This is a genomic window from Pseudomonas sp. Teo4, assembly GCF_034387475.1.
GTDB lineage: Bacteria > Pseudomonadota > Gammaproteobacteria > Pseudomonadales > Pseudomonadaceae > Aquipseudomonas.
In genome coordinates this window covers 788,662-811,740 of record NZ_JAXCIL010000001.1, presented here as the reverse complement: position 1 = coordinate 811,740, position 23,079 = coordinate 788,662, and the positions used below count along the sequence as shown (strand labels likewise).

Here is a 23,079-nt window from a genome sequence, read left to right as displayed (position 1 = left end):
CATGGTAGGAGCCCCATTAGAAACGCCGGCAGCCACTCTACAGCTGCCGGTACTCAGAAATTTGCGCAGGGTCTGCCTCTCGCCAATCCAAGCGTTCGATAGGGCCGCCAGCTTTCTCAGGGTTACAGGATCTTCCGCTGAAGCCCCCAACTGTCGTCGCTCCAGGATACGGGGGAATTGAATGCCATATATAAAGATGGCAACCCAGTTTCTGCACTGGAAAAATCCTACACGGCAAGCTAGAAGCAACCGACACAGATAAGCGTTTCTTCACACATGAGACAACGGAACTTGAGAAGTTTCGTGCCCTTGGTATCGCTGACATAATTTTTCCGGATAGTCGCAGGAAGGCATGGAACACACACATGCCGCTACACTAGAAGACTATCAACCAAGCTCAGAGCTCGAATTACTGCAAATTCCAGAACCACTGAAAGCGGACTTAGAACAGCCACAGCGAGAATACGAATGAATAACATTAACAGCGTAGTGCAAAACGAAGACCCTACTGAAGTCATACTATTCCTCACGAGAGGTGGCAGCATTTCTCACCCGCAAATAGATAGACTATATGAGCGCAACAACTGGATTTTTCTTAACAACTGTCTCGAGCTCATTGAGCTAATAAAGAAAATGTCCAACGAGGGATTAATAGAGCAAAAAGGCGGCGGATATGTAAAGGCCCCTAAATGGAGAGCCCCCAAGTTTCTTCTCGAAAACAAATACACATTCAATAAATCTTGAGCGCGCAACATATATCGCTGCAATCACCCGTAAACTTAAAAGCGAGCAGTAATTTTAGTATTAGTACGAGAAGTTGCCAAACGGCGATCAAGCAAGTCTCAAACAGGCGAGGAACGGTCGGAGTCACGCTCGACTTTACTGGTTGCGAGTCAGTATTCCGAGCCTGCTTTCAATGCAGCATTATCGTCGCGCCGGCACTTTTCGTACAACACCAAGAGTTGGCACTGGTTGCATGACTTAATTACCTGGCCTCAGCGAAGCATTTGACATCGCCAATCTATCTGTAGCGACACCAAAACCTCACATAGACTTGCATAAAAGCGCACCAACATGAAAAACTCCATCGCCTTATTTACCGAGAGCGAGTTCACTGCCTTGGTTGAAAAAATCTGTGCCGATGACTTTGCCAGTGAGCGGGAAAGCATTGATGCCGTTTACGAGTTTGAACGGCTTTCAGAGCACCCTGATGGTTCTGACCTAATCTACTATCACACGCCTGGCAAAGGGAGCCCGAATTCGATCGTCGCTGAAGTCAAAGCATGGCGTGCTGCTCATGGCAAGCCCGGCTTCAAAACGGAGTAACCTTCACCCCGTGTCTATCCAAAGTCCCGTCAATTCATGACAGGGCTTTGACCACACTCGGATCAAACCAGCGCCGGGTGCTTTAAATCAAGCAGGACTCTCGCCTCTGCCACTTGATGGAAAATCAATCTATCGGCATGCCTCCATTATGACTACAGTGACTTCGGACGCTTCCTACAAGCCCTCCGAACAGGTTTCAAGTAAGGTCTTCCTTGGAAAGCTTCAAGCCTAAACATCAGAAAACCCAGATCAAGGCGCGCAAAAAATCGGCCCCTTAAACCTCACCACAATTCATTGACACCTGAGGACTGAGACATACACAACACAAAGATCATCGCAACACTCACAGCATAAAATATCGAAATATACAGTGAGGAAAGCAGTGAAAAAAACCATCACCGACTTCACCGAGGCAGAATTTTTAGAATTTGCGATAAAAATTTACAACGTCGACTACCCTTCCGACCGGAAGCATATAGAAGCAATACTTGAGTTTGAGCGAATTTCTGAGCACCCCAAAAAATCAGATTTATTCTTCTACCCCGACCCCGGAAAAAGCGGCCCGACCGCTATCATTGAAGAAATAAAAGCATGGCGTCTCGCCAATGACAAACCAGGCTTTAAAACCGGATAACCATTAATAATGCCTAAAGAAAAATATGAAGACTATACAGAAGCAGAATTCCTTGACTTACTCAGCGAGTTCTTTGAAAACAAACACAATCTGAAAGGCGAGCCCTATAGAAAACACATCCAGAAACTAGTCAGCCATTTCGAAAAAATAACTGAGCACCCAGCGAAAAGCGATCTAATTTTCTATCCTGCGACAGGTGTCGAAGACAGTCCGCAAGGTATTTTAACTGTCGTTGAAGGTTGGCGTGCAGCGAATGGGAAACCTGTACTTCAGCGCTGAAAATCTAGAGCATTGCGAATACAAGGCGTCGAGGCTCTTGGATGCCTGGCGTGAGAGGTACAGCGCCCGTGAGATCGAGCGCCGCCCGCGCGGCGCATCGCGAGCAAGGCTCGCTCCTACGTCTGTTTCGGGCCAATAATGCCTGTTACAGGCGCGCGCGTCCGCCTTGTTGTACGACGCGATATCGAGCCGTTCTTCAAAGCGTTCGCGCGCATTTCCCACAGGCATAACTGGCCTGAAACAGACGTAGGAGCGAGCCTTGCTCGCGATGCGCCGCGCGGGCGGCGCTCAATTTACGCCCCACCTCCAAAACCCAAGTCAGGCCCTCATACCCAAGCGACCGGCTCAGCAAAGAACGCCTGCGCATTCGCCTCCAGACTCTCCAGGTGATACCCCCCTTCCTGAACAATCAAACAAGGCACCCCCAACGCCCGAATCCGCTCGCCCAATTCGGCAAACCCTTCCGTCGTCACCGCCACCTTGCTCTGCGGGTCCAGCTCGTAGATATCGAACCCCAGCGACAACACCAGCACCTCAGCCCCAAAGTCCTTCACCGCGTCCAGGGCAATCTCCAGCTGCCCCATGAAATCCGCCTCACTGGCCCCATGGGCCATCGGCAGATTGAGGTTGTACCCCTCCCCCGCACCACTGCCGCGCTCGTCCTCAAACCCGGCCACGCCTGGGTAGAAGTTGGTCGGGTCGCCATGGGTCGAGACGTACAGCACGTCATTGCGTTCGTAGAAGATCTCCTGAATCCCCTGCCCGTGGTGCATGTCGGTGTCCAGGATCGCCACCCGGCTGTAGCGGCTGCGCAGGGCCTGGGCGGCGACTGCGGCGTTGTTGACGTAGCAGAAGCCACCGGCCGCATCGAAACGGGCATGGTGGCCCGGCGGGCGGCACAGGGCGTAGGCTGCGGGCTCGCCATCGAGAATGGCCTTGGCACCGGCCACCGCGCTTTGCGCCGACCAGTAGGCCGAACGCCAGGTGTGCTCGCCCACCGGGCAGCTGCCATCGGCCAGGTAGCGCCCGGCCTGGGCAAGGATGCCGCGCAGGGCATTGGGCTCGCGGACGAAGATGTTGGACATCACTTCGTCGCCCCAGTCCTCGGGCACTTCCTTCCAGCGTGCATGGGCCTCTTCGAGGAAGGCCAGGTAAGCCTCGCCGTGCACGGCCTTGAGTGGCGCCAGGCCCGCATCTTCAGGCTGACGAATATCGAAGCCCAGGTCCTTGGCTGCCTGCAGCAGGCGCTGGGCACGTTCGGGGACTTCCTGCGGGGTACGCATGGCGCCGCGAGAGTAGTAGCTACGTGGGTGGTGCAGCAGTTGTTCGGGGTGGAAGTAGCAACGCATCAAGCTTCTCCTTGTTCGACACGGCCAGCGCGGGCCAGCACGGCGTTGAGCAGTACATCGGCACCCTGGCTTGCGTCTTCGGGCAGCACGTCTTCGGCTTCGTTGTGGCTCAGGCCGCCCACGCAGGGGATGAACACCATGGCCGTCGGGCAGTAGCGGGCCAGCAGAATGGCGTCGTGGCCAGCGCCGCTGACGATGGTTTGCTGGGAGTAGCCCAGGCCATCGACCGACTGTTGCACGGCTGCCACGCAGTCCGCGTCGAACGGGGTTGCCGGGCTGACCCAGTGCCGCTCGATGCGCACCTGCAGGCCTCGCTGCGCGGCAATTGCTTGCAGATTCGCGGCCAGCTCGCGCTCCATGGCTTCGATGGCTTCGTCGCGGTGGTGGCGCAGGTCGACGGTAAAGCGCAGCACGCCGGGGATGGTGTTGCGCGACGACTTGGCGATGGACAGCTCGCCCACGGTGGTCAGGCCTTCAGGGGCAAAATCGGCTGCCAGTTGCTCGACCGTTTGAATCATCTGCGCGGCGCCATACAGGGCATCCTTGCGCAGCGGCATCGGCGTGGTGCCGGCGTGGGCGGCCATGCCTTCGACCGTCACGTCCAGCCAGCGAATGGCCTGGCCGCCGCTGACCACACCAATGCTCTTAGTGTTGTCTTCCAGAATCGGGCCTTGCTCGATGTGCGCCTCGAAATAGGCGTCGACCTTGCCGCCCAGCGGACGCTGGCCGGCGTAACCGGTACGCTGCAGCTCATCGGCCACGCTGATGCCGTCGGCATCGCGAATGGCCAGGGCCTGCTCGAGCGCCAGGGTGCCGGTGAATACCGCCGAACCGAACATGGCCGGGGTGAAACGGGCACCCTCCTCGTTGGTCCACACGGCAATTTCCAGCGGCTTGCGGGTCTGGATGCCGAGGTCGTTGAGGCGACGGACCACCTCCAGGCCAGCCAGCACACCGTAGACGCCATCAAAGCGACCGCCTTCGGGCTGGGTGTCGAGGTGGCTGCCCATCATCACCGGGGCGGCATCCGGGTCGGTGCCGGGGCGGCGGGCGAACAGGTTGCCGATGGCATCCACCGACAGGCTCAGGCCGGCCTCGCGGCACCAGTGGCTGAACAGTTCGCGGCCAGCCTTGTCTTCATCGCTCAAAGCCAGGCGGCAGCTGCCCCCACGGGCGGTGGCGCCGACTTCGGCCATGTCCATCAAGCTCGCCCACAGGCGTTCTCCGTTGCTTTTCAACATATAGGGATACTCCAGAATCGGGTCGGGGGTTCAGGCCAGTTCCAGGCGCTGGCTGCGGGTGTACTGGCGCGCCAGGGCCAGCACGCAGGTGAGCGAGATGGTGGCGATCAGGGTGTAGAACACCGCCATCGGCCACCATTGGCCGGTGAAGGTGTGGGCCAACCAGGTGCCGATCAGCGGGGTAAGCCCGCCAGCAATGGCACCGCACACCTGGTAGGCCAAGGAGATGGCGGTGTAGCGCACGCGAGTTTCGAACATGCCGCTGACGTAGCCGGCGATGACGGCATAAAACGACGCCATGCAGGCCGCCGCCAGGGCGATACCGAGCACGATCAGTGGGCCTTCACCCGAGCTGACCAGCACGAACATCGGGTAAGGCGAAGCCATTGCCAGCAGTGCGACCAGCGCCAGGAAGCGCGTGGCGCCGATTTTTTCCGACAACCAGGCGGCCAGCGGCTGCACGCAGAACTGGATGACCGCCACGAAGAACAGGCACTCGAGAATCAGCGAACGCTCAAGGTGCAACTGCTGGGTGGTGTAGCTGATCATGAAGGTGTTGGTGAAATAGACCCCGGCAATACCCAGGGTATTGGCGCCGATGCACAGCAGCAGTGGGCGCCAGGCAGTGCGCAGCACTTCCAGTACCGGTGCCTGCTCTTTGCGCTGAGCCTTCAGTGCCTGCTCACGGCTGGCAATGAACTCGGGCGATTCATTGACTCCCAGGCGAATGGCCAGGCCCACCAGCAGCAACAGCGCACTGGCCAGGAACGGTACGCGCCAGCCCCAGCTCATCAGTTCCTCTTCGGGCAAGCGGGTAACCGCGCCAAAGGCCAGCAACGAAAGGATCAAACCCGCCGGGCTGCCCAACTGGGCGAACGAGGCGAAGAAATTGCGACGGCCCTTGGGCGCATGCTCGCCCGCCATCAGCACCGCACCACCCCACTCGCCGCCCACGGCAATGCCTTGGACAATGCGCAGCAGAATCAGCAGCACCGGCGCAGTGGCGCCGATCTGGGCGTAGGTCGGCAGCAGGCCGATGCCAACGGTGACTACACCCATCATCAATAAGGTGATGACCAGGGATTTCTTGCGGCCGATTCGGTCACCCACATGGCCAAAGACGATGCCGCCCAGCGGCCGGGCGAAAAAGCCCACGGCAAAGGTGCCGAATGCGGCCATGGTGCTGAACAGGCTGTCGTCGGAGGGGAAGAACAATGCACCGAACACCAGGGCAGCGGCGGTGGCATAGATGTAGAAGTCGTACCACTCGATCATGGTGCCGATAAATGCGGCGGCGGCTGCCCGGCGCGGCTGGGGTGAAGCGGTAGGCTTCATGGATGGCTCCTTTGCTTGTTTTTCTGGCAGGAGTAATAGGGTCACGGCGGCACTCTGTCGGCGCCTGGATGCGATTTATCGTTCCGGGGCTATGATTAGTCAATTTTCTATTTATTATGCGAACTATAAATCAAGCTTATTTTCGAGCCCCGCCATGTCCGACCGCCTGCTCAACGACCGCCTCGACTGGAACCTGCTGCGTACGTTTCGGGTCATCGGCCAGGAGCTGTCCATCAGCCGCGCCGCCGCCCGCCTGCACCTGACCCAACCGGCGGTGAGCCAAGCGCTCAAGCGCCTGGAAGAACAACTCGGGCGCCAACTCATCGCCCGTCGCGGGCCACGCTTCGTGCTTACCGAAATGGGCGAACAGCTGTTCCAGCTGTCCGGTGAGGTGTATGGGCAGATGTCGCAGATCAGCGGCCTGCTGGAGCAACCGGCGGACGAACTGGTAGGCAAGGTGCGGCTACTGATGATCAGCCGCATCGTCAGCGAACACTTCGATGATTTCCTTGCCGCGTTCCACCGCCAGCACCCCAGGGTGGAGGTGGAGATCGACGTGATGCGCAGCTCCGACATCGTCGCCGCCCTGCAGGAAAAGACCGCCACAGCAGGCCTGAGCCTGAACCGCCGGCCACAGCCGCGCCTGGAACAACGGCTGTTCCTGCGCCAGCGCTACGCGTTTTTCTGTGGCAAGCACCACCGCCTGTTCGGCCAGGCCGAGGGCGACCTGCAGCGGGAAAACTTCGTCAGTTTCACCAGCGACCAGATCGGCGGCATGCTCTCGCCGCTGACCATTTTTCGCGACCAACAGGGGTTTTCCGGGCGTATCGTGGCGTCATCGCCCAGCCTGGAAGAAGTTCGCCGACTGGTGATTGCCGGGTTCGGCATCGGCTGCCTGCCCGAGCATGTGGTGGCGCCGGATGTCGCCGCGGGGCTGCTGTGGAAGCTACCGCCCCATGAGGGCATCGCCGATGTGGACATTCACCTGCTGTGGAACCGCGAACAACGCCTGAGCCGGGCTGAAGGCGTGTTCATCGAAGCGCTGCAGCACGGCCTGGAGTAGGCGCCTACAACTGCGCCAGGCGCTCGCGCAGAAACGCCACGAAACCCTGCACGGGCCTGGCCACCTGCCGGTGCTGCGGGTACACCGCCGACAGTTGCAGGGGCGGCGGGGTCCAGGGTTCCAGCAGCGTCACCAGGCGCCCGTCGGCCAGTGCCTGCCCGACGATGAAGGTCGGCAGGTAGGTGATGCCCATACCAGCAATCGCCGCGTCCCTGAGCAGCTCACCATTGTTGGCCCGCATGCGCCCGCTGACAGCGATGGTCTGAGCCTTGCCTTGCCCCTTGAACTGCCATTGCACCTGCCGCGTATGACCATATGGCAGGCAATCGTGCTCGCCAAGTGCCTCCGGTGCGGCAGGTAGGCCACGGGCCTCAAGATAGGCCGGGCTGGCGCAGTACACCCGCTCGACACTGGCGATGCGCCGCGCTACCAGGCTTGAATCCTCCAGCGCGCCGATCCGCAGCGCCAGGTCATAGCCCTCGCCGATCAGGTCAACGGCGCGGTCGCTCAGGTCGACTTCTACATCCACCTGCGGATGCAACTGAAGAAACTCGGTCAGCAGACATCCCAGGTGCGCCATGGCGAAAGACAGTGGCGCGCTCAGGCGCAGGGTGCCGCGCAAGGCCTGGGCCTGTCCGCTGATGTCGTGCTCCACCTGCTGCACTTCACCGAGCAGGCGCAACGCCGACTGGTAGTAGTGCTGGCCCAGTGGCGTGGCATCCAGGCGTCGGGTCGAACGGTTGAGCAAACGCACGCCAAGGCGTTCTTCCAGCTGCATCAGGCGCCGGCTGACCGATTGCTTGGACATGCCCAGACGGTCGGCGGCGGCGGTGAAACTGCCGGCTTCCATGACCTGGGCAAAGATCCGCATGTCTTCGTAAGGGTTCATTGTCTCTCTCTGCGTGACAGTCAAACGCTTTATACCGGCTTTTTCCCAAACAGGCATCTCCTTAATCTACGCACAGGTCGCAGCGATGGCCCCAAGGCCAGGCAACACGCCCACTCCCCATACTGCATAGAAAAGGATTCGCACATGAACATTGTCCACAAAACCCTCACCGCCAGCCTCCTCGCCCTGTCCGTTTCCAGCGCTTTCGCGGCAGGCAGCCCAGGTGTCGAACAGCACACCCAGGCCTTCCTCGAAGCCCTGGAACAAGGTGGCGGCAAGCCATTGGAACAGCTCAGCCCGAAAGACGCCCGCGCCGTACTGACCGGTGCCCAGGCTTCGGTGAAAGTCGACCTTTCCGGCATCGAAGTCACTGAACGCACCATCAAAGCCGACGGCCAGCCAATCAAGCTGCAGATCGTGCGCCCGGCCAAGGTCAAGGGTGAATTGCCGGTGTTCATGTTCTTCCACGGCGGCGGCTGGGTGCTGGGCGACTTCCCGACCCACCAGCGACTGATTCGTGACCTGGTGGTGGGCTCCGGCGCAGTGGCGGTCTATGTCGACTACACCCCGTCACCAGAGGCGCACTACCCCACCGCGATCAACCAGGCCTACGCCGCGACCCGCTGGGTGGCCGAGCATGGCAAGGACATCGGCGTGGACGGCAAGCGCCTGGCCGTGGCCGGCAACAGCGTCGGCGGCAACATGGCGGCTGTAGTGGCACTCAAAGCCAAGGAAGCAGGCACACCTGCGTTGCGCTTCCAGCTGCTGCTGTGGCCGGTGACCGACGCCAGCTTCGAGACCGCCTCGTACAAGCAGTTTGCCGAGGGGCACTTCCTGACTACCGGGATGATGAAGTGGTTCTGGGACAACTACACCACCGACGCCAAGGCACGTGAACAGATCTACGCCTCGCCGCTGCGGGCCAGCAGCGAGCAGTTGAAAGGCTTGCCGCCAGCGCTGGTGCAGACGGCCGAGTTCGATGTGCTGCGTGACGAGGGTGAAGCGTATGCGCGCAATCTGAATGCGGCGGGCGTGACGGTGACTTCGGTGCGGTACAACGGGATGATTCATGACTATGGGCTGCTTAACCCACTGAATCAGGTGCCGGCGGTCAAGGCGGCGATGAGGCAGGCGGCTGGCGAACTTAAAGTGCATTTACAGTGAGTCGATGACCAAAGGACCCGCCTAGGCGGGTCTTTTGCTTCGTTACGGTAATGGTCCACAGGCTTCGATGAGTCTGCTATCCGTGCGGCTATCTATGGCACCGTCCGCTCCTATGTAGATATCGATACTTGGCCATCTGGGTTTAACCCGGATGCAGTGCGATTTCCCACGGTTGTTCCAATACAATTCCATGAAAAACTGGTCGTTCGGGAAAATGTGGCCGGCGCCGCCGGTGGCTTCACCTGGGTAGATCTCACCTTTTGATATGTCGTGCTGGACATTCAATATGTAGCCGAGACGCCCCTGCCCCCTATCAGAAAAATGAAAACTCACCAGCGGTGTGGCGACATACCAAAAGACGATCGGGGTGAGCATTATCGCGACCACCCAGCGCCAAAAATGCCGTTTCGGTTTAATTGCAGACGTGATCACGTGTGCTATCCCCCCAGCTTGAACATTGGGCAAGCCGTCGTGGGATCACCTCGGCGAAGCACCTTGTGACCATTGAAGATATAGCCACTGGCCCCGGTGGTGGTCCTGTCCCCGTCTACTGCCTGGCCTTTACCGTCGATTACGTTGCGCATGGGGCTCGCTTCCTGAAGTGGAAAGTCCGCAAGCTAGCCGCCGAAATCCCCCTCCAAAGCGCGTCAGCGACAATCAGGAACAGTCCTACCGCTACAAATGAAGTAGCTGTCAGAACACTCCCACATTTGTCACCCTAAACAAGACAGTAATACTCACGAACCCTAATTTTTAAACATTAAAAGTGACAGTAAGATTCTCCCATCAACAGCCCTGCGGCCCTTTCGGCCTCGGCTTTTCAAGGAGAATCACCATGCTCACCGTCCGTAACGCCCAAGACCGCGGCCTGGCCTTCCATGGCTGGCTGAAATCCTTCCACACCTTCTCCTTCGGCCATTACCGCAACCCCGAAGAACAAGGTTTTTCCGACCTGCTGGTGATCAACGACGACCGTGTCATCGCCGGCAAAGGCTTCGGCGAGCACCCGCACCGCGACATGGAGATTTTCTCCTACGTGCTCGAAGGTGCACTGGAACACAAGGACACCCTCGGCACCGGTTCGGTGATTCGCCCAGGCGATGTGCAACTGATGAGCGCGGGGCACGGTGTGGCCCACAGCGAGTTCAACCACAGCCAGACAGCATCCGTGCACTTCCTGCAGATCTGGATCGTGCCCAACGTGCGGGGTGCGACACCGCGTTACCAGCAACAGCACTTCAGTGCCGAGGAAAAACGCGGCAGCTTGCGCCTGATCATCTCACCGGATGGCGCCGAAGGCTCATTGCAGGTACGCCAGAACGCGCGGGTGTATGCCGGGCTGTTCGACGGTGAGGAACGGGCGACCCTGACCTTGCCGGAAAACCGCCATGCCTATGTGCACGTGGCCCGCGGCAGTATCGAACTCAATGGCCGTGTATTGAACGAAGGCGACGGCGTGCGGGTACGGCAGGAACAGGTGCTGGAACTGAGCAACGGCCTCGACGCTGAAGTGCTGGTGTTCGACTTGCGCCCATACGAGTTGCCTGGCATGCCTTGATGCTCGGTGGTGACAATGATGGCCCTATCGCCGGCAAGCCGGCTCCCACAGGTACTACACAGTTCTCGAAAACTGTGATCGCCTGTGGGAGCCGGCTTGCCGGCGATTGGGCCATCAGCCACAGCTCAAGGCTCGAAGCCTTCGACGATGATCACCTCCGCCTTTGCCACCCCCTGGCGATGGCTGCACGCCTCCTGATACAGCGCCGACCGATAACAGGCCAGCGCCTGCTCATACGATTCGAATTCGATCACCACGCTACGCTGAGGTGTAGGCCGCCCCTCCATCGCTTCGCTACGCCCGCCACGGGCCAGGAAGCGCCCACCAAACGCCTTGAAGGCTGCCGGCGCACGCTGGGTGTATTGCTGATACTGCTCGGGGTCAGTGATGTCCACATGGGCGATCCAGTAGGCCTTCATCGGCGGTTCTCCTGTAACAACGATATTTGTGTATGATGGTATACCATAAAAATCACCCCACCACAGTGAGCGTGCAGCATGGCTTTCAACAGCATCGAAGAACTTCTCGAAGACTACCGGCAAGGCAAGATGGTGCTGCTGGTGGATGACGAGGACCGGGAAAACGAAGGCGACCTGCTGATTGCCGCCGAGCGCTGTGACGCCCAGGCCATCAACTTCATGGCCCGTGAAGCCCGCGGCCTGATCTGCCTGACCCTGACCGACGATCACTGCCAACGCCTGGGCCTGGAACAGATGGTGCCAGCCAACGGCAGCGTGTTCAGCACCGCCTTCACCGTGTCGATCGAGGCCGCGACCGGCGTCACCACCGGCATCTCCGCCGCCGACCGGGCACGTACAGTGGCGGCGGCCATGGCACCCAACGCCCGCCCGGAAGACCTGGTGCAGCCTGGCCACATCTTCCCCCTGCGCGCCCGTGAAGGTGGGGTACTGACCCGTGCCGGGCATACCGAAGCCGGCTGCGACCTGGCGCGCCTGGCAGGCTTCAGCCCCGCCTCGGTGATCGTCGAGGTGCTCAACGACGACGGCACCATGGCCCGCCGCCCGGACCTTGAAGTGTTCGCCGCCCGCCACGGTATCAAGATCGGCACCATTGCCGACCTGATCCACTACCGCCTGAGCACCGAGCAGACCATCAAGCGTATCGGCGAGCGGGAGCTGCCCACCGTGCACGGCACCTTCCGCCTGGTGACCTATGAAGACCGTATCGAGGGCGGCGTGCACATGGCCATGGTGATGGGCGATATCCGCCGCGAACAGCCAACCCTGGTACGCGTGCATGTAATCGACCCGCTGCGCGATCTGGTCGGCGCCGAATACGCCGGCCCGGCCAACTGGACGCTGTGGGCAGCCTTGCAGAAGGTGGCCGAGGAAGGTGCGGGCGTGGTGGTTATTCTGGCCAACCATGAGTCGTCCCAGGCGCTGCTCGAGCGTGTGCCGCAGCTGACCCAGCCGGCGCGGCCGTACCAGCGTGGCCAGTCGAAGGTGTACTCGGAGGTGGGCACTGGCGCGCAGATTCTGCAAGACCTTGGCGTGGGCAAGCTGCGTCACCTCGGCCCGCCGCTGAAGTATGCGGGCCTTGCCGGGTACGAGCTGGAAGTGGTGCAGAGCATTCCGTTCGAGCCGGGGATGGTGGGCTGACCACAATCGGAATGACAACGTGGACCCTGTGGGAGCCGGCTTGCCGGCGATTGCGACAGATCAGGCACCACCGGTGTGACTACTGACGCAATCGCCGGCAAGCCGGCTCCTACAGGGTCCGCGTCGTTTCTGGACCCACGGAGTGATGGCCGGTCGCCTTAACCTCTTGCGAAAAGTTTGGAATACCATAATATGATATCCCGTAGACCTTGAATCAGCAGGCCGGCACCTACAATTAAAAACGGCCAGAAGACACTTTGTTGAAGCTGCTCCCCGAACACTATTGGCGGGCGCACCAAAAAGCCCCGCCTCGAATAACAAAAGCAACGAGGGCGTAACCATGCTGTTGAGCAAACGTGTAACCGCAGTGCTGTCCGCCAGCCTGCTGACCCTGGCATGTCAGGCCGTCCAGGCCGCTGACAGCCTCAACTTCGTCAGTTGGGGCGGTACCACCCAGGACGCCCAGAAAGAAGCATGGGCAGTCCCCTTCACCAAAAGCACCAACATCAAAGTCGTCCAGGACGGCCCAACCGACTACGGCAAGCTCAAGGCCATGGTCGAAAGCGGCAACGTGCAGTGGGACGTAGTCGACGTCGAAGCCGACTTTGCCCTGCGCGCCGCCAGCGAAGGCCTGCTCGAACCCCTGGACTTCAAGCAGATCCAGCGCGACAAGATCGACCCACGTTTCGTCTCCGACCACGGTGTCGGCTCGTTCTTCTTCTCCTTCGTGCTCGGTTACAACGAAGGCAAGCTCGGTGCCAACAAGCCGGTCGACTGGACCGCGCTGTTCGACACCAAGACCTACCCCGGCAAACGCGCCTTGTACAAATGGCCAAGCCCCGGCGTGCTGGAACTGGCTCTGCTGGCCGACGGCGTAGCCCCCGACAAGCTCTACCCGCTGGACCTGGACCGCGCCTTCAAGAAGCTCGACACCATCAAGAAAGACATCGTCTGGTGGGGCGGTGGCGCCCAGTCGCAACAGCTGCTGGCCTCCGGTGAAGCGTCGCTGGGCCAGTTCTGGAACGGCCGGGTCTATGCCCTGCAGCAAGATGGTGCGCCAGTTGGCGTGAGCTGGAAGCAAAACCTGGTCATGGCCGATTTCCTGGTCATTCCCAAAGGCGCCAAGAACAAGGACGCGGCCATGAAGTTCCTGGCCAACGCCAGCAGCGCCGAGGGCCAGGCCGAATTCGCCAACAAGACCGCCTACGCGCCGGTGAACGTCGACAGCGTTGGCAAACTCGACAAAGACCTTGCGCCAAACCTGCCGACCGCCTACGCCCAGGACCAGGTCACCCTGGACTTCGCCTACTGGGCCAAGAACGGTCCGGCCATCGCGGCGCGCTGGAATGAGTGGCTGGTCAAATGAAAGTCGCCATCAACGCCCTGCATAACGCGCAAGGTGCCCCCAGCGGCACCGGCGCACCGGGGGCGGCCACGCGCCGCCCCAGCCTGAGCCAACGCTGGAAAGGCAGCCGCAACCTGCTGCCGGCCCTGCTGTTCCTGGGCCTGTTCTTCTTCGCCCCGCTGGCTGGTCTGTTGCTGCGCGGCGTGCTGGAGCCGGTACCGGGGCTTGGCAACTACGAGCAACTGTTCGCCAACTCGGCCTACGCACGGGTGCTGTTCAACACCTTCTCGGTCGCCGGCCTGGTAACCCTGATCAGCGTGCTGCTGGGCTTCCCACTGGCCTGGGCGATCACCCTGGTGCCCAAGGGTTGGGGCCGCTGGCTGCTGAACATCGTGCTGCTGTCGATGTGGACCAGCCTGCTGGCGCGCACCTACTCGTGGCTGGTGCTGCTGCAGAGTTCCGGTGTGATCAACAAGGCGTTGATGGCCATGGGTATCATCGATGCGCCGCTGGAGATGGTGCACAACCTCACCGGCGTGGTGATCGGCATGAGCTACATCATGATCCCGTTCATCGTCCTGCCGCTGCAGGCGACCATGCACGCCATCGACCCGATGGTGCTGCAGGCCGGCTCGATCTGCGGCGCCAGCCCTTGGACCAATTTCTGGAAGGTGTTCCTGCCGCTGTGCCGCTCGGGGTTGTTCTCCGGTGCGCTGATGGTGTTCGTCATGTCGCTCGGTTACTACGTCACGCCGGCGCTGCTGGGCGGGGCGCAGAACATGATGCTGCCTGAGTTCATCATCCAGCAGGTGCAGTCGTTCCTGAACTGGGGCCTGGCCAGCGCCGCCGCCGCACTGCTGGTGGTAATCACCCTGGTGCTCTTCTATCTGTACCTGAAGCTGCAGCCGGAATCTCCGGTCGGCAACGCGAGGTAAGCCGTCATGCTCCTGTCCCCCAACGCCATGGGCCGCCCGCTGCGTACCGGCCTGTACCTGACCACCGGGGTCATCGCGGCCTTCCTGCTGCTGCCGGTGGTGTTCATCGTCCTGCTGTCGTTCGGTTCATCCCAGTGGCTGGTGTTCCCACCACCGGGCTGGACCTTCAAGTGGTACGGCCAGTTCTTCTCCAACCCCGAGTGGATGGACGCCGCCCTGGCCAGCCTCAAGGTCGCCGTGCTGACCACTTTCGCCGCCGTGCTGCTGGGCCTGCCCACCGCATTCGCCCTGGTGCGCGGGCGCTTCCCTGGCCGTGAGCTGCTCTACGGCCTGTTCACCATGCCGATGATCGTGCCGCTGGTGATCATCGCCGTGGCGGTGTACGCGCTGTTCCTCAAGCTTGGCTATACCGGCACGCTGTTCGCCTTCGTGGTCAGCCATGTAATCGTCGCCTTGCCCTTCACCATCATCTCGATCATCAACTCGCTGAAGCTGTTCGACCAGTCGATCGAGGATGCCGCGGTGATCTGCGGCGCCTCGCGCCTGCAGGCCATCTTCAAGGTGACCTTCCCGGCGATTCGCCCGGGGATGATCGCCGGCGGCCTGTTCGCCTTCCTGGTGTCCTGGGACGAGGTGGTGCTCAGCGTGATGATGGCGAGCCCCGACCTGCAGACCCTGCCGGTGAAGATGTGGACCACCCTGCGCCAGGACCTGAGCCCGGTCATTGCCGTCGCCTCGACGCTGCTGATCGGCCTGTCGCTTCTTGTCATGGTTATTGCCGCCGCCCTGCGCCGGCGCACCGAAGTCAACGCCTGAGTGCCCGGAGAGAACAACAATGAGTGCAGTGATCAAAGACAGCGCGCACAACAAGACCCTGGTCAGCCTGCGCGGCCTGAACAAGCACTACGGTGATTTCACCGCCGTGGACAACCTCGACCTGGAAATCCAGGACGGCGAGTTCCTCACCTTCCTCGGCTCCAGCGGCTCGGGCAAGTCCACCACTTTGTCGATGCTGGCCGGTTTCGAAACCCCCAGCAGCGGCGAGATCCTCGTCGACGGCCAGTCGCTGGTGAACGTGCCACCGCACAAGCGTGACATCGGCATGGTGTTCCAGCGCTACTCGCTGTTCCCGCACCTGAACGTGCGCGACAACATCGGCTTCCCGCTGGCCATCCGCAAGCTCGGCGCCGCCGAGACCAACAAACGCGTCGACGCCATGCTCAAGCTGGTGCAACTGGAACAATTCGCCCACCGCAAACCCTCGCAGATGTCCGGTGGCCAACAGCAACGCGTGGCGATTGCCCGGGCGCTGGTGTACGAGCCACGCATCCTGCTGATGGACGAACCCCTCGGCGCGCTGGACAAGAAACTGCGTGAAGACCTGCAGGATGAACTGCGCCAACTGCACCGGCGCCTGGGCATCACCATCGTCTATGTGACCCATGACCAGGAAGAAGCCATGCGCCTGTCCCAGCGCATCGCCATTTTCAGCCACGGCAAGATCGTTGGCCTGGGCACCGGCTACGACCTCTACCAGAACCCACCGAACGCCTTCGTGGCCTCGTTCCTGGGTAACTCCAACTTCCTGCGGATCAAGGCCAGCAGCAACGGCGCGGGCAGCTTCGAGGGCCAACCCGTAGCCATTCGCCTGACCGCGGGCCTGGCCGCAGGGCAGGACGCGCTGATCATGGTGCGACCTGAAAAAGCCCTGGCACTGACGGCTGAACAGGCCACCCGCGAAGTGTTGCCAGCGGGCTGGAACGAAGTCAGCGCCAAGGTCGCGGAAGTGCTGTTCCTCGGCGAAAGCCAGACCTGCCATGTGGTCACGGCAGGCGGCACCGAGCTGACCGTCAAGGCGCTGTCTGCCGCAGGCATGCCGATGCAGCCGGGCGACACCGTGAAAGTACGCTGGGCGGTGGCGGATGCCTGTATCTATACCGAATGGGCCGAAAGTGACCTGAGCAAATCGGCTGGGGCACATTGATGCGATGACGGCCGCCCCCACAGCTGGGTGGGCTACACCTTGTGGGAGCGGCCTTGTGTCGCGATTGGAGGGCAGAGCCCTCCCCGCTGAACAACACCTTCGATGTCACATTTCGGTCACGCCACTGTCGTAATCTGCCGGGCACTTCTGTGCCAAAGGTCCCCGGCATGCGTCGCCTGCTCATCCTGCTGATCCCGTTGCTACCGCTGATGGCCTTGGCTGAGCCTGCGCACTTGCGTGTGCAGGGTTCCAATACCATCGGCGCGGCCTTGCTGCCGGCACTGGTCAAAGGGCTACTGCAGGCGCAACACGCCACGGCCATCGAGCAACGCCCCGCAGCGGTGGCCAATGAGACCGTGATCCAGGCACAGGACGCCCAAGGTCGCCCCCTGCGGGTCGACATCGCCGCGCACGGCTCCAGCACCGGTTTCACCGCCCTTGGCCGTGGCGAGGCAGACCTGGCTGCGGCCTCACGCCCTATCAGCGACGCCGAAGCCCACCAGTTGCAGGCCCTGGGTGACCTGCGCGCCGCCAGCGCCGAACAGGTCATCGGCCTGGATGGCGTGGCGGTGATCGTCCATCCCGACAACCCGTTGCCGCAGCTGACCACCGAACAACTGGCGCAGATCTTTTCCGGGCAGATCCAGCGCTGGGAACAGCTGGGGGTGGTCGGCGGCGAAATTCACCGGTATGCCCGTGACGAGCGTTCCGGCACGTTCGAGACCTTCAAGGCGCTGGTACTGGAGCCGCACCAGGCAAGCCTGACCGCGCAGACCCAACGCTTCGAGTCCAGCGACGAACTGGCCAGCCAGGTTGCAGCCGACCGCCAGGCCATCGGTTTCAGCAGCCTGGCAGCGGTGCACGGCGCCAAGGTGCTGGCGGTGGCCGAGGGCGATGCGCCAGCCATGCTGCCGGACCGCGCCCTGGTCGCCAACGAAGACTACCCCCTGTCACGCAGGTTGTACTTCTACCTGCCTGCCAACGCCAAGCCCCAAGCCCGTGCCTTGGCCGACTTTGCCCAGAGCCCCTGCGGCCAGGCGATCGTCGCCGCGCAGGGGTTTGTCTCCCAGCAGGTCAATGCCCAGCCAGTACCACCCCATGCCGACATGCCGCCGCGCTATCGCACCCTGGCCCAACAGGCCCAGCGGCTGAGCGTCAATTTCCGCTTCCAGGAAGGCAGTGCCAGCCTCGACAACAAAGCGCTGCGCGATGTGCAGCGGGTGGCCGACTACCTGCGTCAAAACGGGAAGTTGCAAAGCAAGGCGGTGCTGGTGGGGTTTGGCGACCCCAAGGAAACCCCGGGGCGCGCCGCCCTGCTCTCGCGGCTGCGGGCCCTGGCGGTGCGACGGGAGCTGGCCAGGGACGGCGTCGAAGTGCTGGAAGTGACCGGCATGGGCGACGAACTGCCCGTGGCCGGCAACGACCTGGAACAGGGGCGTTTGCGCAACCGCAGGGTTGAGGTGTGGGTGTACTGAGGGCCGCGCTCAGCCAAATATCACGTAGCTTTTGCGCAGCGTCTGGCGCACGACCCAGGTCCCTTCACTGTTGGGTGGAAAGCACAAGGTATCGCCAGCGCGAAACTCCAGCGCTTCGCCCTGATCCGGGGTGAAACTCCCCTCCCCACTGATGATGTAGCTGTACTCCGCCTGCATCACCTCGCGTCGGAACGTACCAGGCGTGCACTCCCAGATTCCGGTAACGGCCTCGGCCCCCTCCAGGTTGTGCTCCCCAGCGCTGCGGGTATGGGCGATGACCTCACCCAGCGGCTTGCCGACGGCGACAGACTGGCCGAACTGCGCCTCGGCGACGGCTTTGATCACTACAGGTTGCATTGCACACACTCCTTGAACTCAGAAAAGGGCGTCGAGCAGCCGATACCAGGCAATGCCAACACCCAGATACAGACGCTGCAGGCCATGGAACGGGATCGGCCGAATGGGCGTTACCGGAAACGGAAAATGCTCGGCCTGCCCTAGCAGGCGTTCGGCCAGGTGACGGCCGAGTGCCGTTGACATCGCAATGCCTCGGCCGTTGTAGCCCAGCAGGATGCTCAGGCCTGGTGCAGGCTCATGCAGGTGCGGCAGAAAATCCTGGGTCAGGGCCACACGACCAGCCCACTGGTACTCGAATTCGACGCCCTTCAGTTGCGGGAACAACCCCACCACCGAATTACGCAAGTGATTCCAGTCGCTGGCCGCACGGGGTTCGGCGAACGGTCCTCGCCCGCCCAGCAGCAGCCGTCCCTGGGCGTCCTGCTTGAAGTACACCAGCAGGCGTCGGGCATCGGAGCAGACTTCGCCCCCCGGCAGGACAGTGCGCCGCAACTGCTCGGGTAACGGGCGGGTGGCGACGATGAAACTGTTCGCCGGCAGCAGGGTTTGCCGCAGTTTCGGCCACAGGTCGTCGGTGTAGCCATTGGTGGCCAGCACTACTCGTTCAGCTGTCACCACGCGCCGGGTATCGGTGGTGAGTGTCCATCCGCGGCTGTCGCGGCGCAGGCCGGTCACCCGGTTATGCCCATGAATCTGCACGCCTTCGCTCAATGCAGCCCGCGCCAGGCCACGCACATAGCTCAGTGGCTGGACACTGCCAGCGCGTGGGTCGACCCAGGCACCCAGGTAATCATCGCTGCCGATGCGCTGGCGGACCTGGCTCTGGTCGAGCATCTCGACAGGCACACCACGCTTGCGCCACTGCTCGGCCCGCCGCTCGATACCGCGCATGGCGGCCGGCGTCGCTGCAGGCTGGATCCAGCCCTTGCGGGTCGCGTCGCACTGAATGTCGTAGCGCCGGATGAGCTCGAAGACTTCGTCGGCAGCGCCACCGGCCACGTCGATAAGGCGCTGGCCCTGCTCCGGGCCGAACAGGCGCAGCAAGTCGTCCGGGTCGTGCTTCAGACCAGGGATGACTTGCCCGCCATTGCGCCCCGAAGCGCCCCAGCCTGGCTCGCCAGCATCCAGCACACACACCCGCACACCCTGGCGGGCCAGGTGCAGTGCCGTGACCAGCCCGGTGTAACCGGCGCCGACTACGGCGACATCCACCTGTTTATCTTCATCCAGTGGCGGCGTATGCACACCCGGCGTAGCGGTGGCCGCCCACAACGAAGGAGGCAATGCCAGTTGCGCAGCACTCATGCCTGGCCTCCGTCACTGGTCAGCAAGCGGCGCAGGAAGTCCTGGGTGCGCTGCTGTTGCGGTGCCCCAAGCACTTCCCGGGCCGGGCCTTCTTCAATGATCCGCCCGCCATAAAGGAAACACACCTTGTCGGCGACCTCGCGGGCAAAGCCCATCTCATGCGTCACCACCACCATGGTCATGCCTTCGTCCGCCAGTTTTCGCATCACCGCCAGCACTTCCCCTACCAACTCCGGGTCCAGCGCCGAGGTCGGCTCGTCGAACAGAATTGCCTTGGGCCGCATCGCCAGTGCGCGGGCAATGGCAACCCGCTGCTGCTGACCACCGGAAAGCTCGTCCGGGTAGGCGTCCATGCGATGGGCCAGGCCCACTTTCTCGAGCAACGCACGGGCATGCTCGCGGGCCGCTTGCGGGTTTTCCTTCTTCACATACACCGGCCCTTCCATGACGTTCTGTAGCGCAGTGCGGTGCGGGAACAGGTTGAAGCGCTGGAACACCATGGCCACTTGGCTGCGAATGGCGTGGATGCTCTTGGCGTTGCGGTCCACCCGTTCGCCTTCGACCAGAATGTCGCCACCTTCATAAGTTTCCAGACCATTGATGCAGCGCAGCAAGGTGGACTTGCCCGAGCCCGAGGGGCCGATCAGGCACACCACCTGGCCGCTGTCGACGCTCAGGTCGATGCCTTCGAGCACTCGCGTGCTGCCATAGCTTTTATGCAGGGACTGAATCGTGATCATGCGTGTTTCCTCGTGGCGATACGCGCCTCGAGACGGCGCAAGGCATACGACAGCGGCAGGCTCAAGGACAGGTAGAGCAATGCCACCAGGGTGTAGACCGTCATGTTTTCGAAGGTCGACGAAGCGATCAGCTGGCCGGCGCGGGTCATCTCGGCGACGGTGATGGTCGACACCAGGGACGAGTCCTTGAGCATCATCACCAAGGTATTGCCGTAGGGCGGCAAGGCGATGCGAAACGCCTGTGGCAGCACCACGCGACGCATGATCATCGGCCCACGCATACCAAGGGACTCGGCCGCCTCGATCTGGCCCTGCTGGATGGCCTGGATGCCGGCGCGAAAGTTCTCCGCCTGGTACGCCGAATAAGCGATGCCCAGGCCGATGATGCCGGCGTGCAAGGCGCTGAGCTGGATGCCGAATTCCGGCAGCACGAAGTAGATGTAGAACAGCTGCACGATAATCGGCAGGCCGCGGATGACGTTGACCAGGGTGATGCCGCACAGCGCGACTGCGCGCACCTTCGACACCATCATCAGGGCAAAGCCCAGGCCGATGAAGGAACTGAGCAGGAACGAGGCAATCGTGACCTGCACGGTGACCACCGCGCCATTCAAGAGAATGGGCAGGAAGTCCAGAGCATTCTGGAAGAACATAAGCGTGTCCGAGGTGGGTGTATCAGAGAGACGGTGCCCAGGGCGGGCACCGGGTGGCGACCGTCAGTCGAGTTTCCACTTGTCGATGATGGCGGCCAGCGTGCCGTCGGCCTTGATACTGGCAATGCCTTTGTTGACCTGCGCCAGCATCTGCGGGTCGCCTTGGCGCATGATCAGGCACACCTGGCCTTTGAGGTGCGGCTGGTAGCTGTCGACCAGGCGTACTTTTTTCAACGTGCCCTGCGCCATCTGAAAAGCCAGGATCGGGTGATCGCCGAAGCCGGCCTTGATTCGGCCCAGCGCCAGGTCGCGGGTGAGGTCGGCGAGCGAATCGTAACCACGCACTTCCTTGAAGATGCCGCGCCGGTTCAGTTCGTCGATGAAAATGGTCCCCACCTGGGCACCCACCACCTCGCCCTTGAAGTCATCCATGCTGGTGTAGGCCTTGTCATCGTCAGCCCGCACCATCAGCCCCTCACCGTACTCGAACACCGGGTCCGAATACTGCACCACTTTCTCCCGCTCAGGCGTGCGCAGCATGGCCGCCGAAATCAGGTCGATCTTGCGTGCGGTCAGGGACGGGATCAACGCCGCGAAGTTGGTCTGGGCGATCTCCACTTCAAAGCCCGCAGCCTTGGCCACGGCCTGGGCCGAGTCGACCATCATGCCCTGGATACTGTTGCTTTTCACATCGAGGAAGGTAAACGGAACGCCAGTGGCGGTTGCGCCGACTTTGTAGGTCTCGGCCTGGGCGACCAAGGAGGTGGCGCAACTGGCGACCAGGGCCAGAGCGTAGGTGACTGCACGAAGACGTGGATACATGTTGAACACTCCCATTTCACGCGACTTATTGTGTTTATGCGTAGGGTTGGCCTCAGGTATCGGCAGGAGGCATGTTTTTCACTATAAACAATTTACAAAAATCGTAAAGAGATTTATAAATATCGCATATCGATACGCATAACGCGCAAATGGATGATTCGACGTATGAGCGACAGTGAAAGCAATCTGTTCAATCAGTCATTGGAAAAGGGCCTGGCCGTACTGCGCGCCTTCAACGCCCGCCGCCGTACCATGAACCTGGCGGAGGTGGCCGAGGCCGCCGGCATCAACAAGAGCTCGGCGCAGCGCATGATCCACACCCTCGAAGCCCTGGGCTATGTCAGCAAGCACCCGCAAAGCAAACGCTTCCAGCTCACCCCCGAAGTGATGGAGATCGGTTACAACTATCTCGCCGCCGATACACTGGTCGATGTGGCCAACCCCTTCCTCGCGGAGCTGGCGCAAACCACTGGCGAAACCACCAACCTGACCGAGCCGGTGCGCACCGACATGCTCTATGTGGCGCGTTTCGTCGGCCCCAAGTTCATCCCCATCCACCTGCCGATCGGTAGTCGCATTCCCATGTACTGCACGGCTTCCGGTCGCGCCTACCTGAGCGCCCTGGAAGAAGATGAGGTCAAGGCGCTGCTTGCAGGTAGCGAGCTCATCCGCCATACCCACCTCACCCGGACCAGCCCCGAGCAGATCCTTGAGGAAATCGCCGAAGTCCGGCGCAAGGGGTATGCGATCAACAGCGAAGAACTGTTCCTCGGTGACATGGCCGTGGCCGCCCCCGTGCGCAACAGCCAAGGCCGTCCCGTCGCGTCCGTGCACGTGGTGGCGCCGACCAGCCGCTGGACGGTGGAAGATGCCGAGCGCCGCCTGGCGCCCGCCGCGCTCGAGTGTGCCCGGGCCATCAGCACATCGATCAGAGCGCTGTAGGCGGTGGGATGCAAAGAAATGTAACAGCACACCATTCGGTTTCCCCGGGAATTGGGTCTAGGCT

24 protein-coding genes are annotated in these 23,079 nt (G+C 61.5%); 13 read left to right on the top strand and 11 right to left on the bottom strand.

Annotation, left to right across the window (positions count from 1 at the left end; all coding sequences use genetic code 11):
• Positions 1-1,074: 1,074 nt before the first annotated feature.
• From PspTeo4_RS04005 to PspTeo4_RS03995, 3 genes are all read left to right on the top strand, one after another.
• The gene (locus PspTeo4_RS04005) at positions 1,075-1,326 is read left to right on the top strand and encodes a bacteriocin immunity protein (protein ID WP_322362434.1); all 252 of its coding nucleotides are present in this window, start codon (positions 1,075-1,077) and stop codon (positions 1,324-1,326) included.
• Between the two features lie 382 nt (positions 1,327-1,708).
• A complete protein-coding gene (locus PspTeo4_RS04000; RefSeq protein WP_322362433.1) occupies positions 1,709-1,960 on the top strand; it encodes a bacteriocin immunity protein in 252 nt (83 codons plus the stop codon).
• A gap of 9 nt (positions 1,961-1,969) precedes the next feature.
• Positions 1,970-2,239 (top strand): bacteriocin immunity protein, encoded by a 270-nt coding sequence (locus PspTeo4_RS03995; protein ID WP_416196896.1) that lies wholly within the window; start codon positions 1,970-1,972, stop codon positions 2,237-2,239.
• 326 nt (positions 2,240-2,565) lie between these two features.
• On the opposite strand, the gene PspTeo4_RS03990 is transcribed toward PspTeo4_RS03995, so the two are convergent.
• Genes PspTeo4_RS03990 through PspTeo4_RS03980 form a run of 3 tightly spaced genes read right to left on the bottom strand, consistent with a single transcriptional unit; the run spans position 2,566 to position 6,164 of the window.
• The gene (locus PspTeo4_RS03990; protein ID WP_322362432.1) at positions 2,566-3,588 is read right to left on the bottom strand and encodes a histone deacetylase family protein; all 1,023 of its coding nucleotides are present in this window, start codon (positions 3,586-3,588) and stop codon (positions 2,566-2,568) included.
• Positions 3,588-4,829 carry a Zn-dependent hydrolase gene (locus tag PspTeo4_RS03985; RefSeq protein WP_322362431.1) on the bottom strand — a complete coding sequence of 414 codons (1,242 nt, stop codon included), beginning with the start codon at positions 4,827-4,829 and terminating at the stop codon, positions 3,588-3,590. Before PspTeo4_RS03985 ends, PspTeo4_RS03990 begins: the two co-directional genes overlap by 1 nt.
• Before the next feature lie 30 nt (positions 4,830-4,859).
• Entirely contained in the window at positions 4,860-6,164 is a 1,305-nt protein-coding gene (locus PspTeo4_RS03980) for an MFS transporter (RefSeq protein ID WP_322362430.1), read from the bottom strand.
• 154 nt (positions 6,165-6,318) lie between these two features.
• Here PspTeo4_RS03980 and PspTeo4_RS03975 point away from each other — a divergent pair, with 154 nt between their 5' ends.
• Entirely contained in the window at positions 6,319-7,227 is a 909-nt protein-coding gene (locus PspTeo4_RS03975; protein WP_322362429.1) for a LysR family transcriptional regulator, read from the top strand.
• A 4-nt stretch (positions 7,228-7,231) separates the two neighbouring features.
• On the opposite strand, the gene PspTeo4_RS03970 is transcribed toward PspTeo4_RS03975, so the two are convergent.
• Complete coding sequence (locus tag PspTeo4_RS03970) at positions 7,232-8,116, bottom strand: LysR family transcriptional regulator (protein WP_322362428.1); 885 nt, start codon at positions 8,114-8,116, stop codon at positions 7,232-7,234.
• Between the two features lie 144 nt (positions 8,117-8,260).
• On the opposite strand from PspTeo4_RS03970, the gene PspTeo4_RS03965 reads away from it, so the two are divergent.
• A complete protein-coding gene (locus PspTeo4_RS03965; RefSeq protein WP_322362427.1) occupies positions 8,261-9,280 on the top strand; it encodes an alpha/beta hydrolase in 1,020 nt (339 codons plus the stop codon).
• Between the two features lie 42 nt (positions 9,281-9,322).
• Here PspTeo4_RS03965 and PspTeo4_RS03960 read toward each other — a convergent pair whose 3' ends face one another.
• Entirely contained in the window at positions 9,323-9,712 is a 390-nt protein-coding gene (locus PspTeo4_RS03960; protein ID WP_322362426.1) for a hypothetical protein, read from the bottom strand.
• Between the two features lie 403 nt (positions 9,713-10,115).
• Here PspTeo4_RS03960 and PspTeo4_RS03955 point away from each other — a divergent pair, with 403 nt between their 5' ends.
• A complete protein-coding gene (locus PspTeo4_RS03955; RefSeq protein WP_322362425.1) occupies positions 10,116-10,838 on the top strand; it encodes a pirin family protein in 723 nt (240 codons plus the stop codon).
• 125 nt (positions 10,839-10,963) lie between these two features.
• Here the strand turns inward: PspTeo4_RS03955 and PspTeo4_RS03950 are convergent, their stop codons facing one another.
• Positions 10,964-11,257 carry a DUF1330 domain-containing protein gene (locus PspTeo4_RS03950; protein WP_322362424.1) on the bottom strand — a complete coding sequence of 98 codons (294 nt, stop codon included), beginning with the start codon at positions 11,255-11,257 and terminating at the stop codon, positions 10,964-10,966.
• A gap of 78 nt (positions 11,258-11,335) precedes the next feature.
• Between PspTeo4_RS03950 and ribBA the strand changes: the two genes are divergently transcribed.
• From ribBA to PspTeo4_RS03920, 6 genes are all read left to right on the top strand, one after another.
• Positions 11,336-12,457, top strand: coding sequence for a bifunctional 3,4-dihydroxy-2-butanone-4-phosphate synthase/GTP cyclohydrolase II (gene ribBA / locus PspTeo4_RS03945; RefSeq protein WP_322362423.1), 1,122 nt, complete (start codon positions 11,336-11,338; stop codon positions 12,455-12,457).
• 340 nt (positions 12,458-12,797) lie between these two features.
• The gene (locus PspTeo4_RS03940) at positions 12,798-13,823 is read left to right on the top strand and encodes an ABC transporter substrate-binding protein (RefSeq protein ID WP_322362422.1); all 1,026 of its coding nucleotides are present in this window, start codon (positions 12,798-12,800) and stop codon (positions 13,821-13,823) included.
• Positions 13,820-14,737 carry an ABC transporter permease gene (locus PspTeo4_RS03935; protein WP_322362421.1) on the top strand — a complete coding sequence of 306 codons (918 nt, stop codon included), beginning with the start codon at positions 13,820-13,822 and terminating at the stop codon, positions 14,735-14,737. The genes PspTeo4_RS03940 and PspTeo4_RS03935 overlap by 4 nt, the downstream gene beginning before the upstream one ends.
• Positions 14,738-14,743: 6 nt before the next feature.
• A complete protein-coding gene (locus PspTeo4_RS03930; protein ID WP_322362420.1) occupies positions 14,744-15,553 on the top strand; it encodes an ABC transporter permease in 810 nt (269 codons plus the stop codon).
• A 19-nt stretch (positions 15,554-15,572) separates the two neighbouring features.
• Entirely contained in the window at positions 15,573-16,721 is a 1,149-nt protein-coding gene (locus tag PspTeo4_RS03925) for an ABC transporter ATP-binding protein (RefSeq protein WP_322362419.1), read from the top strand.
• Between the two features lie 167 nt (positions 16,722-16,888).
• Positions 16,889-18,196, top strand: coding sequence for a phosphate ABC transporter substrate-binding/OmpA family protein (locus tag PspTeo4_RS03920; protein WP_322362418.1), 1,308 nt, complete (start codon positions 16,889-16,891; stop codon positions 18,194-18,196).
• A gap of 9 nt (positions 18,197-18,205) precedes the next feature.
• On the opposite strand, the gene PspTeo4_RS03915 is transcribed toward PspTeo4_RS03920, so the two are convergent.
• The 5 genes from PspTeo4_RS03915 to PspTeo4_RS03895 form a co-directional block, all read right to left on the bottom strand.
• Positions 18,206-18,553, bottom strand: coding sequence for a cupin domain-containing protein (locus tag PspTeo4_RS03915; protein WP_322362417.1), 348 nt, complete (start codon positions 18,551-18,553; stop codon positions 18,206-18,208).
• Between the two features lie 18 nt (positions 18,554-18,571).
• Entirely contained in the window at positions 18,572-19,858 is a 1,287-nt protein-coding gene (locus PspTeo4_RS03910) for an FAD-binding oxidoreductase (protein ID WP_322362416.1), read from the bottom strand.
• Positions 19,855-20,598 carry an amino acid ABC transporter ATP-binding protein gene (locus PspTeo4_RS03905; protein ID WP_322362415.1) on the bottom strand — a complete coding sequence of 248 codons (744 nt, stop codon included), beginning with the start codon at positions 20,596-20,598 and terminating at the stop codon, positions 19,855-19,857. Before PspTeo4_RS03905 ends, PspTeo4_RS03910 begins: the two co-directional genes overlap by 4 nt.
• On the bottom strand, positions 20,595-21,251 hold the full coding sequence (locus PspTeo4_RS03900) for an amino acid ABC transporter permease (RefSeq protein WP_322362414.1): 657 nt from the start codon (positions 21,249-21,251) through the stop codon (positions 20,595-20,597). The genes PspTeo4_RS03905 and PspTeo4_RS03900 overlap by 4 nt, the downstream gene beginning before the upstream one ends.
• Positions 21,252-21,314: 63 nt before the next feature.
• Positions 21,315-22,073 (bottom strand): ABC transporter substrate-binding protein, encoded by a 759-nt coding sequence (locus tag PspTeo4_RS03895; protein WP_322362413.1) that lies wholly within the window; start codon positions 22,071-22,073, stop codon positions 21,315-21,317.
• A gap of 165 nt (positions 22,074-22,238) precedes the next feature.
• Between PspTeo4_RS03895 and PspTeo4_RS03890 the strand changes: the two genes are divergently transcribed.
• The gene (locus PspTeo4_RS03890) at positions 22,239-23,015 is read left to right on the top strand and encodes an IclR family transcriptional regulator (protein WP_322362412.1); all 777 of its coding nucleotides are present in this window, start codon (positions 22,239-22,241) and stop codon (positions 23,013-23,015) included.
• Positions 23,016-23,079 lie beyond the last annotated feature (64 nt).

Coding starts and splice junctions, on each gene's coding strand:
- PspTeo4_RS04005 (WP_322362434.1), top strand. CDS start 1,075: ATGAAAAACTCCATCGCCTTATTTACCGAGAGCGAGTTCACTGCCTTG.
- PspTeo4_RS03995 (WP_416196896.1), top strand. CDS start 1,970: ATGCCTAAAGAAAAATATGAAGACTATACAGAAGCAGAATTCCTTGAC.
- PspTeo4_RS03990 (WP_322362432.1), bottom strand. CDS start 3,588: ATGCGTTGCTACTTCCACCCCGAACAACTGCTGCACCACCCACGTAGC.
- PspTeo4_RS03985 (WP_322362431.1), bottom strand. CDS start 4,829: ATGTTGAAAAGCAACGGAGAACGCCTGTGGGCGAGCTTGATGGACATG.
- PspTeo4_RS03980 (WP_322362430.1), bottom strand. CDS start 6,164: ATGAAGCCTACCGCTTCACCCCAGCCGCGCCGGGCAGCCGCCGCCGCA.
- PspTeo4_RS03975 (WP_322362429.1), top strand. CDS start 6,319: ATGTCCGACCGCCTGCTCAACGACCGCCTCGACTGGAACCTGCTGCGT.
- PspTeo4_RS03970 (WP_322362428.1), bottom strand. CDS start 8,116: ATGAACCCTTACGAAGACATGCGGATCTTTGCCCAGGTCATGGAAGCC.
- PspTeo4_RS03965 (WP_322362427.1), top strand. CDS start 8,261: ATGAACATTGTCCACAAAACCCTCACCGCCAGCCTCCTCGCCCTGTCC.
- PspTeo4_RS03955 (WP_322362425.1), top strand. CDS start 10,116: ATGCTCACCGTCCGTAACGCCCAAGACCGCGGCCTGGCCTTCCATGGC.
- PspTeo4_RS03950 (WP_322362424.1), bottom strand. CDS start 11,257: ATGAAGGCCTACTGGATCGCCCATGTGGACATCACTGACCCCGAGCAG.
- ribBA (WP_322362423.1), top strand. CDS start 11,336: ATGGCTTTCAACAGCATCGAAGAACTTCTCGAAGACTACCGGCAAGGC.
- PspTeo4_RS03940 (WP_322362422.1), top strand. CDS start 12,798: ATGCTGTTGAGCAAACGTGTAACCGCAGTGCTGTCCGCCAGCCTGCTG.
- PspTeo4_RS03935 (WP_322362421.1), top strand. CDS start 13,820: ATGAAAGTCGCCATCAACGCCCTGCATAACGCGCAAGGTGCCCCCAGC.
- PspTeo4_RS03930 (WP_322362420.1), top strand. CDS start 14,744: ATGCTCCTGTCCCCCAACGCCATGGGCCGCCCGCTGCGTACCGGCCTG.
- PspTeo4_RS03925 (WP_322362419.1), top strand. CDS start 15,573: ATGAGTGCAGTGATCAAAGACAGCGCGCACAACAAGACCCTGGTCAGC.
- PspTeo4_RS03920 (WP_322362418.1), top strand. CDS start 16,889: ATGCGTCGCCTGCTCATCCTGCTGATCCCGTTGCTACCGCTGATGGCC.
- PspTeo4_RS03915 (WP_322362417.1), bottom strand. CDS start 18,553: ATGCAACCTGTAGTGATCAAAGCCGTCGCCGAGGCGCAGTTCGGCCAG.
- PspTeo4_RS03910 (WP_322362416.1), bottom strand. CDS start 19,858: ATGAGTGCTGCGCAACTGGCATTGCCTCCTTCGTTGTGGGCGGCCACC.
- PspTeo4_RS03905 (WP_322362415.1), bottom strand. CDS start 20,598: ATGATCACGATTCAGTCCCTGCATAAAAGCTATGGCAGCACGCGAGTG.
- PspTeo4_RS03900 (WP_322362414.1), bottom strand. CDS start 21,251: ATGTTCTTCCAGAATGCTCTGGACTTCCTGCCCATTCTCTTGAATGGC.
- PspTeo4_RS03895 (WP_322362413.1), bottom strand. CDS start 22,073: ATGTATCCACGTCTTCGTGCAGTCACCTACGCTCTGGCCCTGGTCGCC.
- PspTeo4_RS03890 (WP_322362412.1), top strand. CDS start 22,239: ATGAGCGACAGTGAAAGCAATCTGTTCAATCAGTCATTGGAAAAGGGC.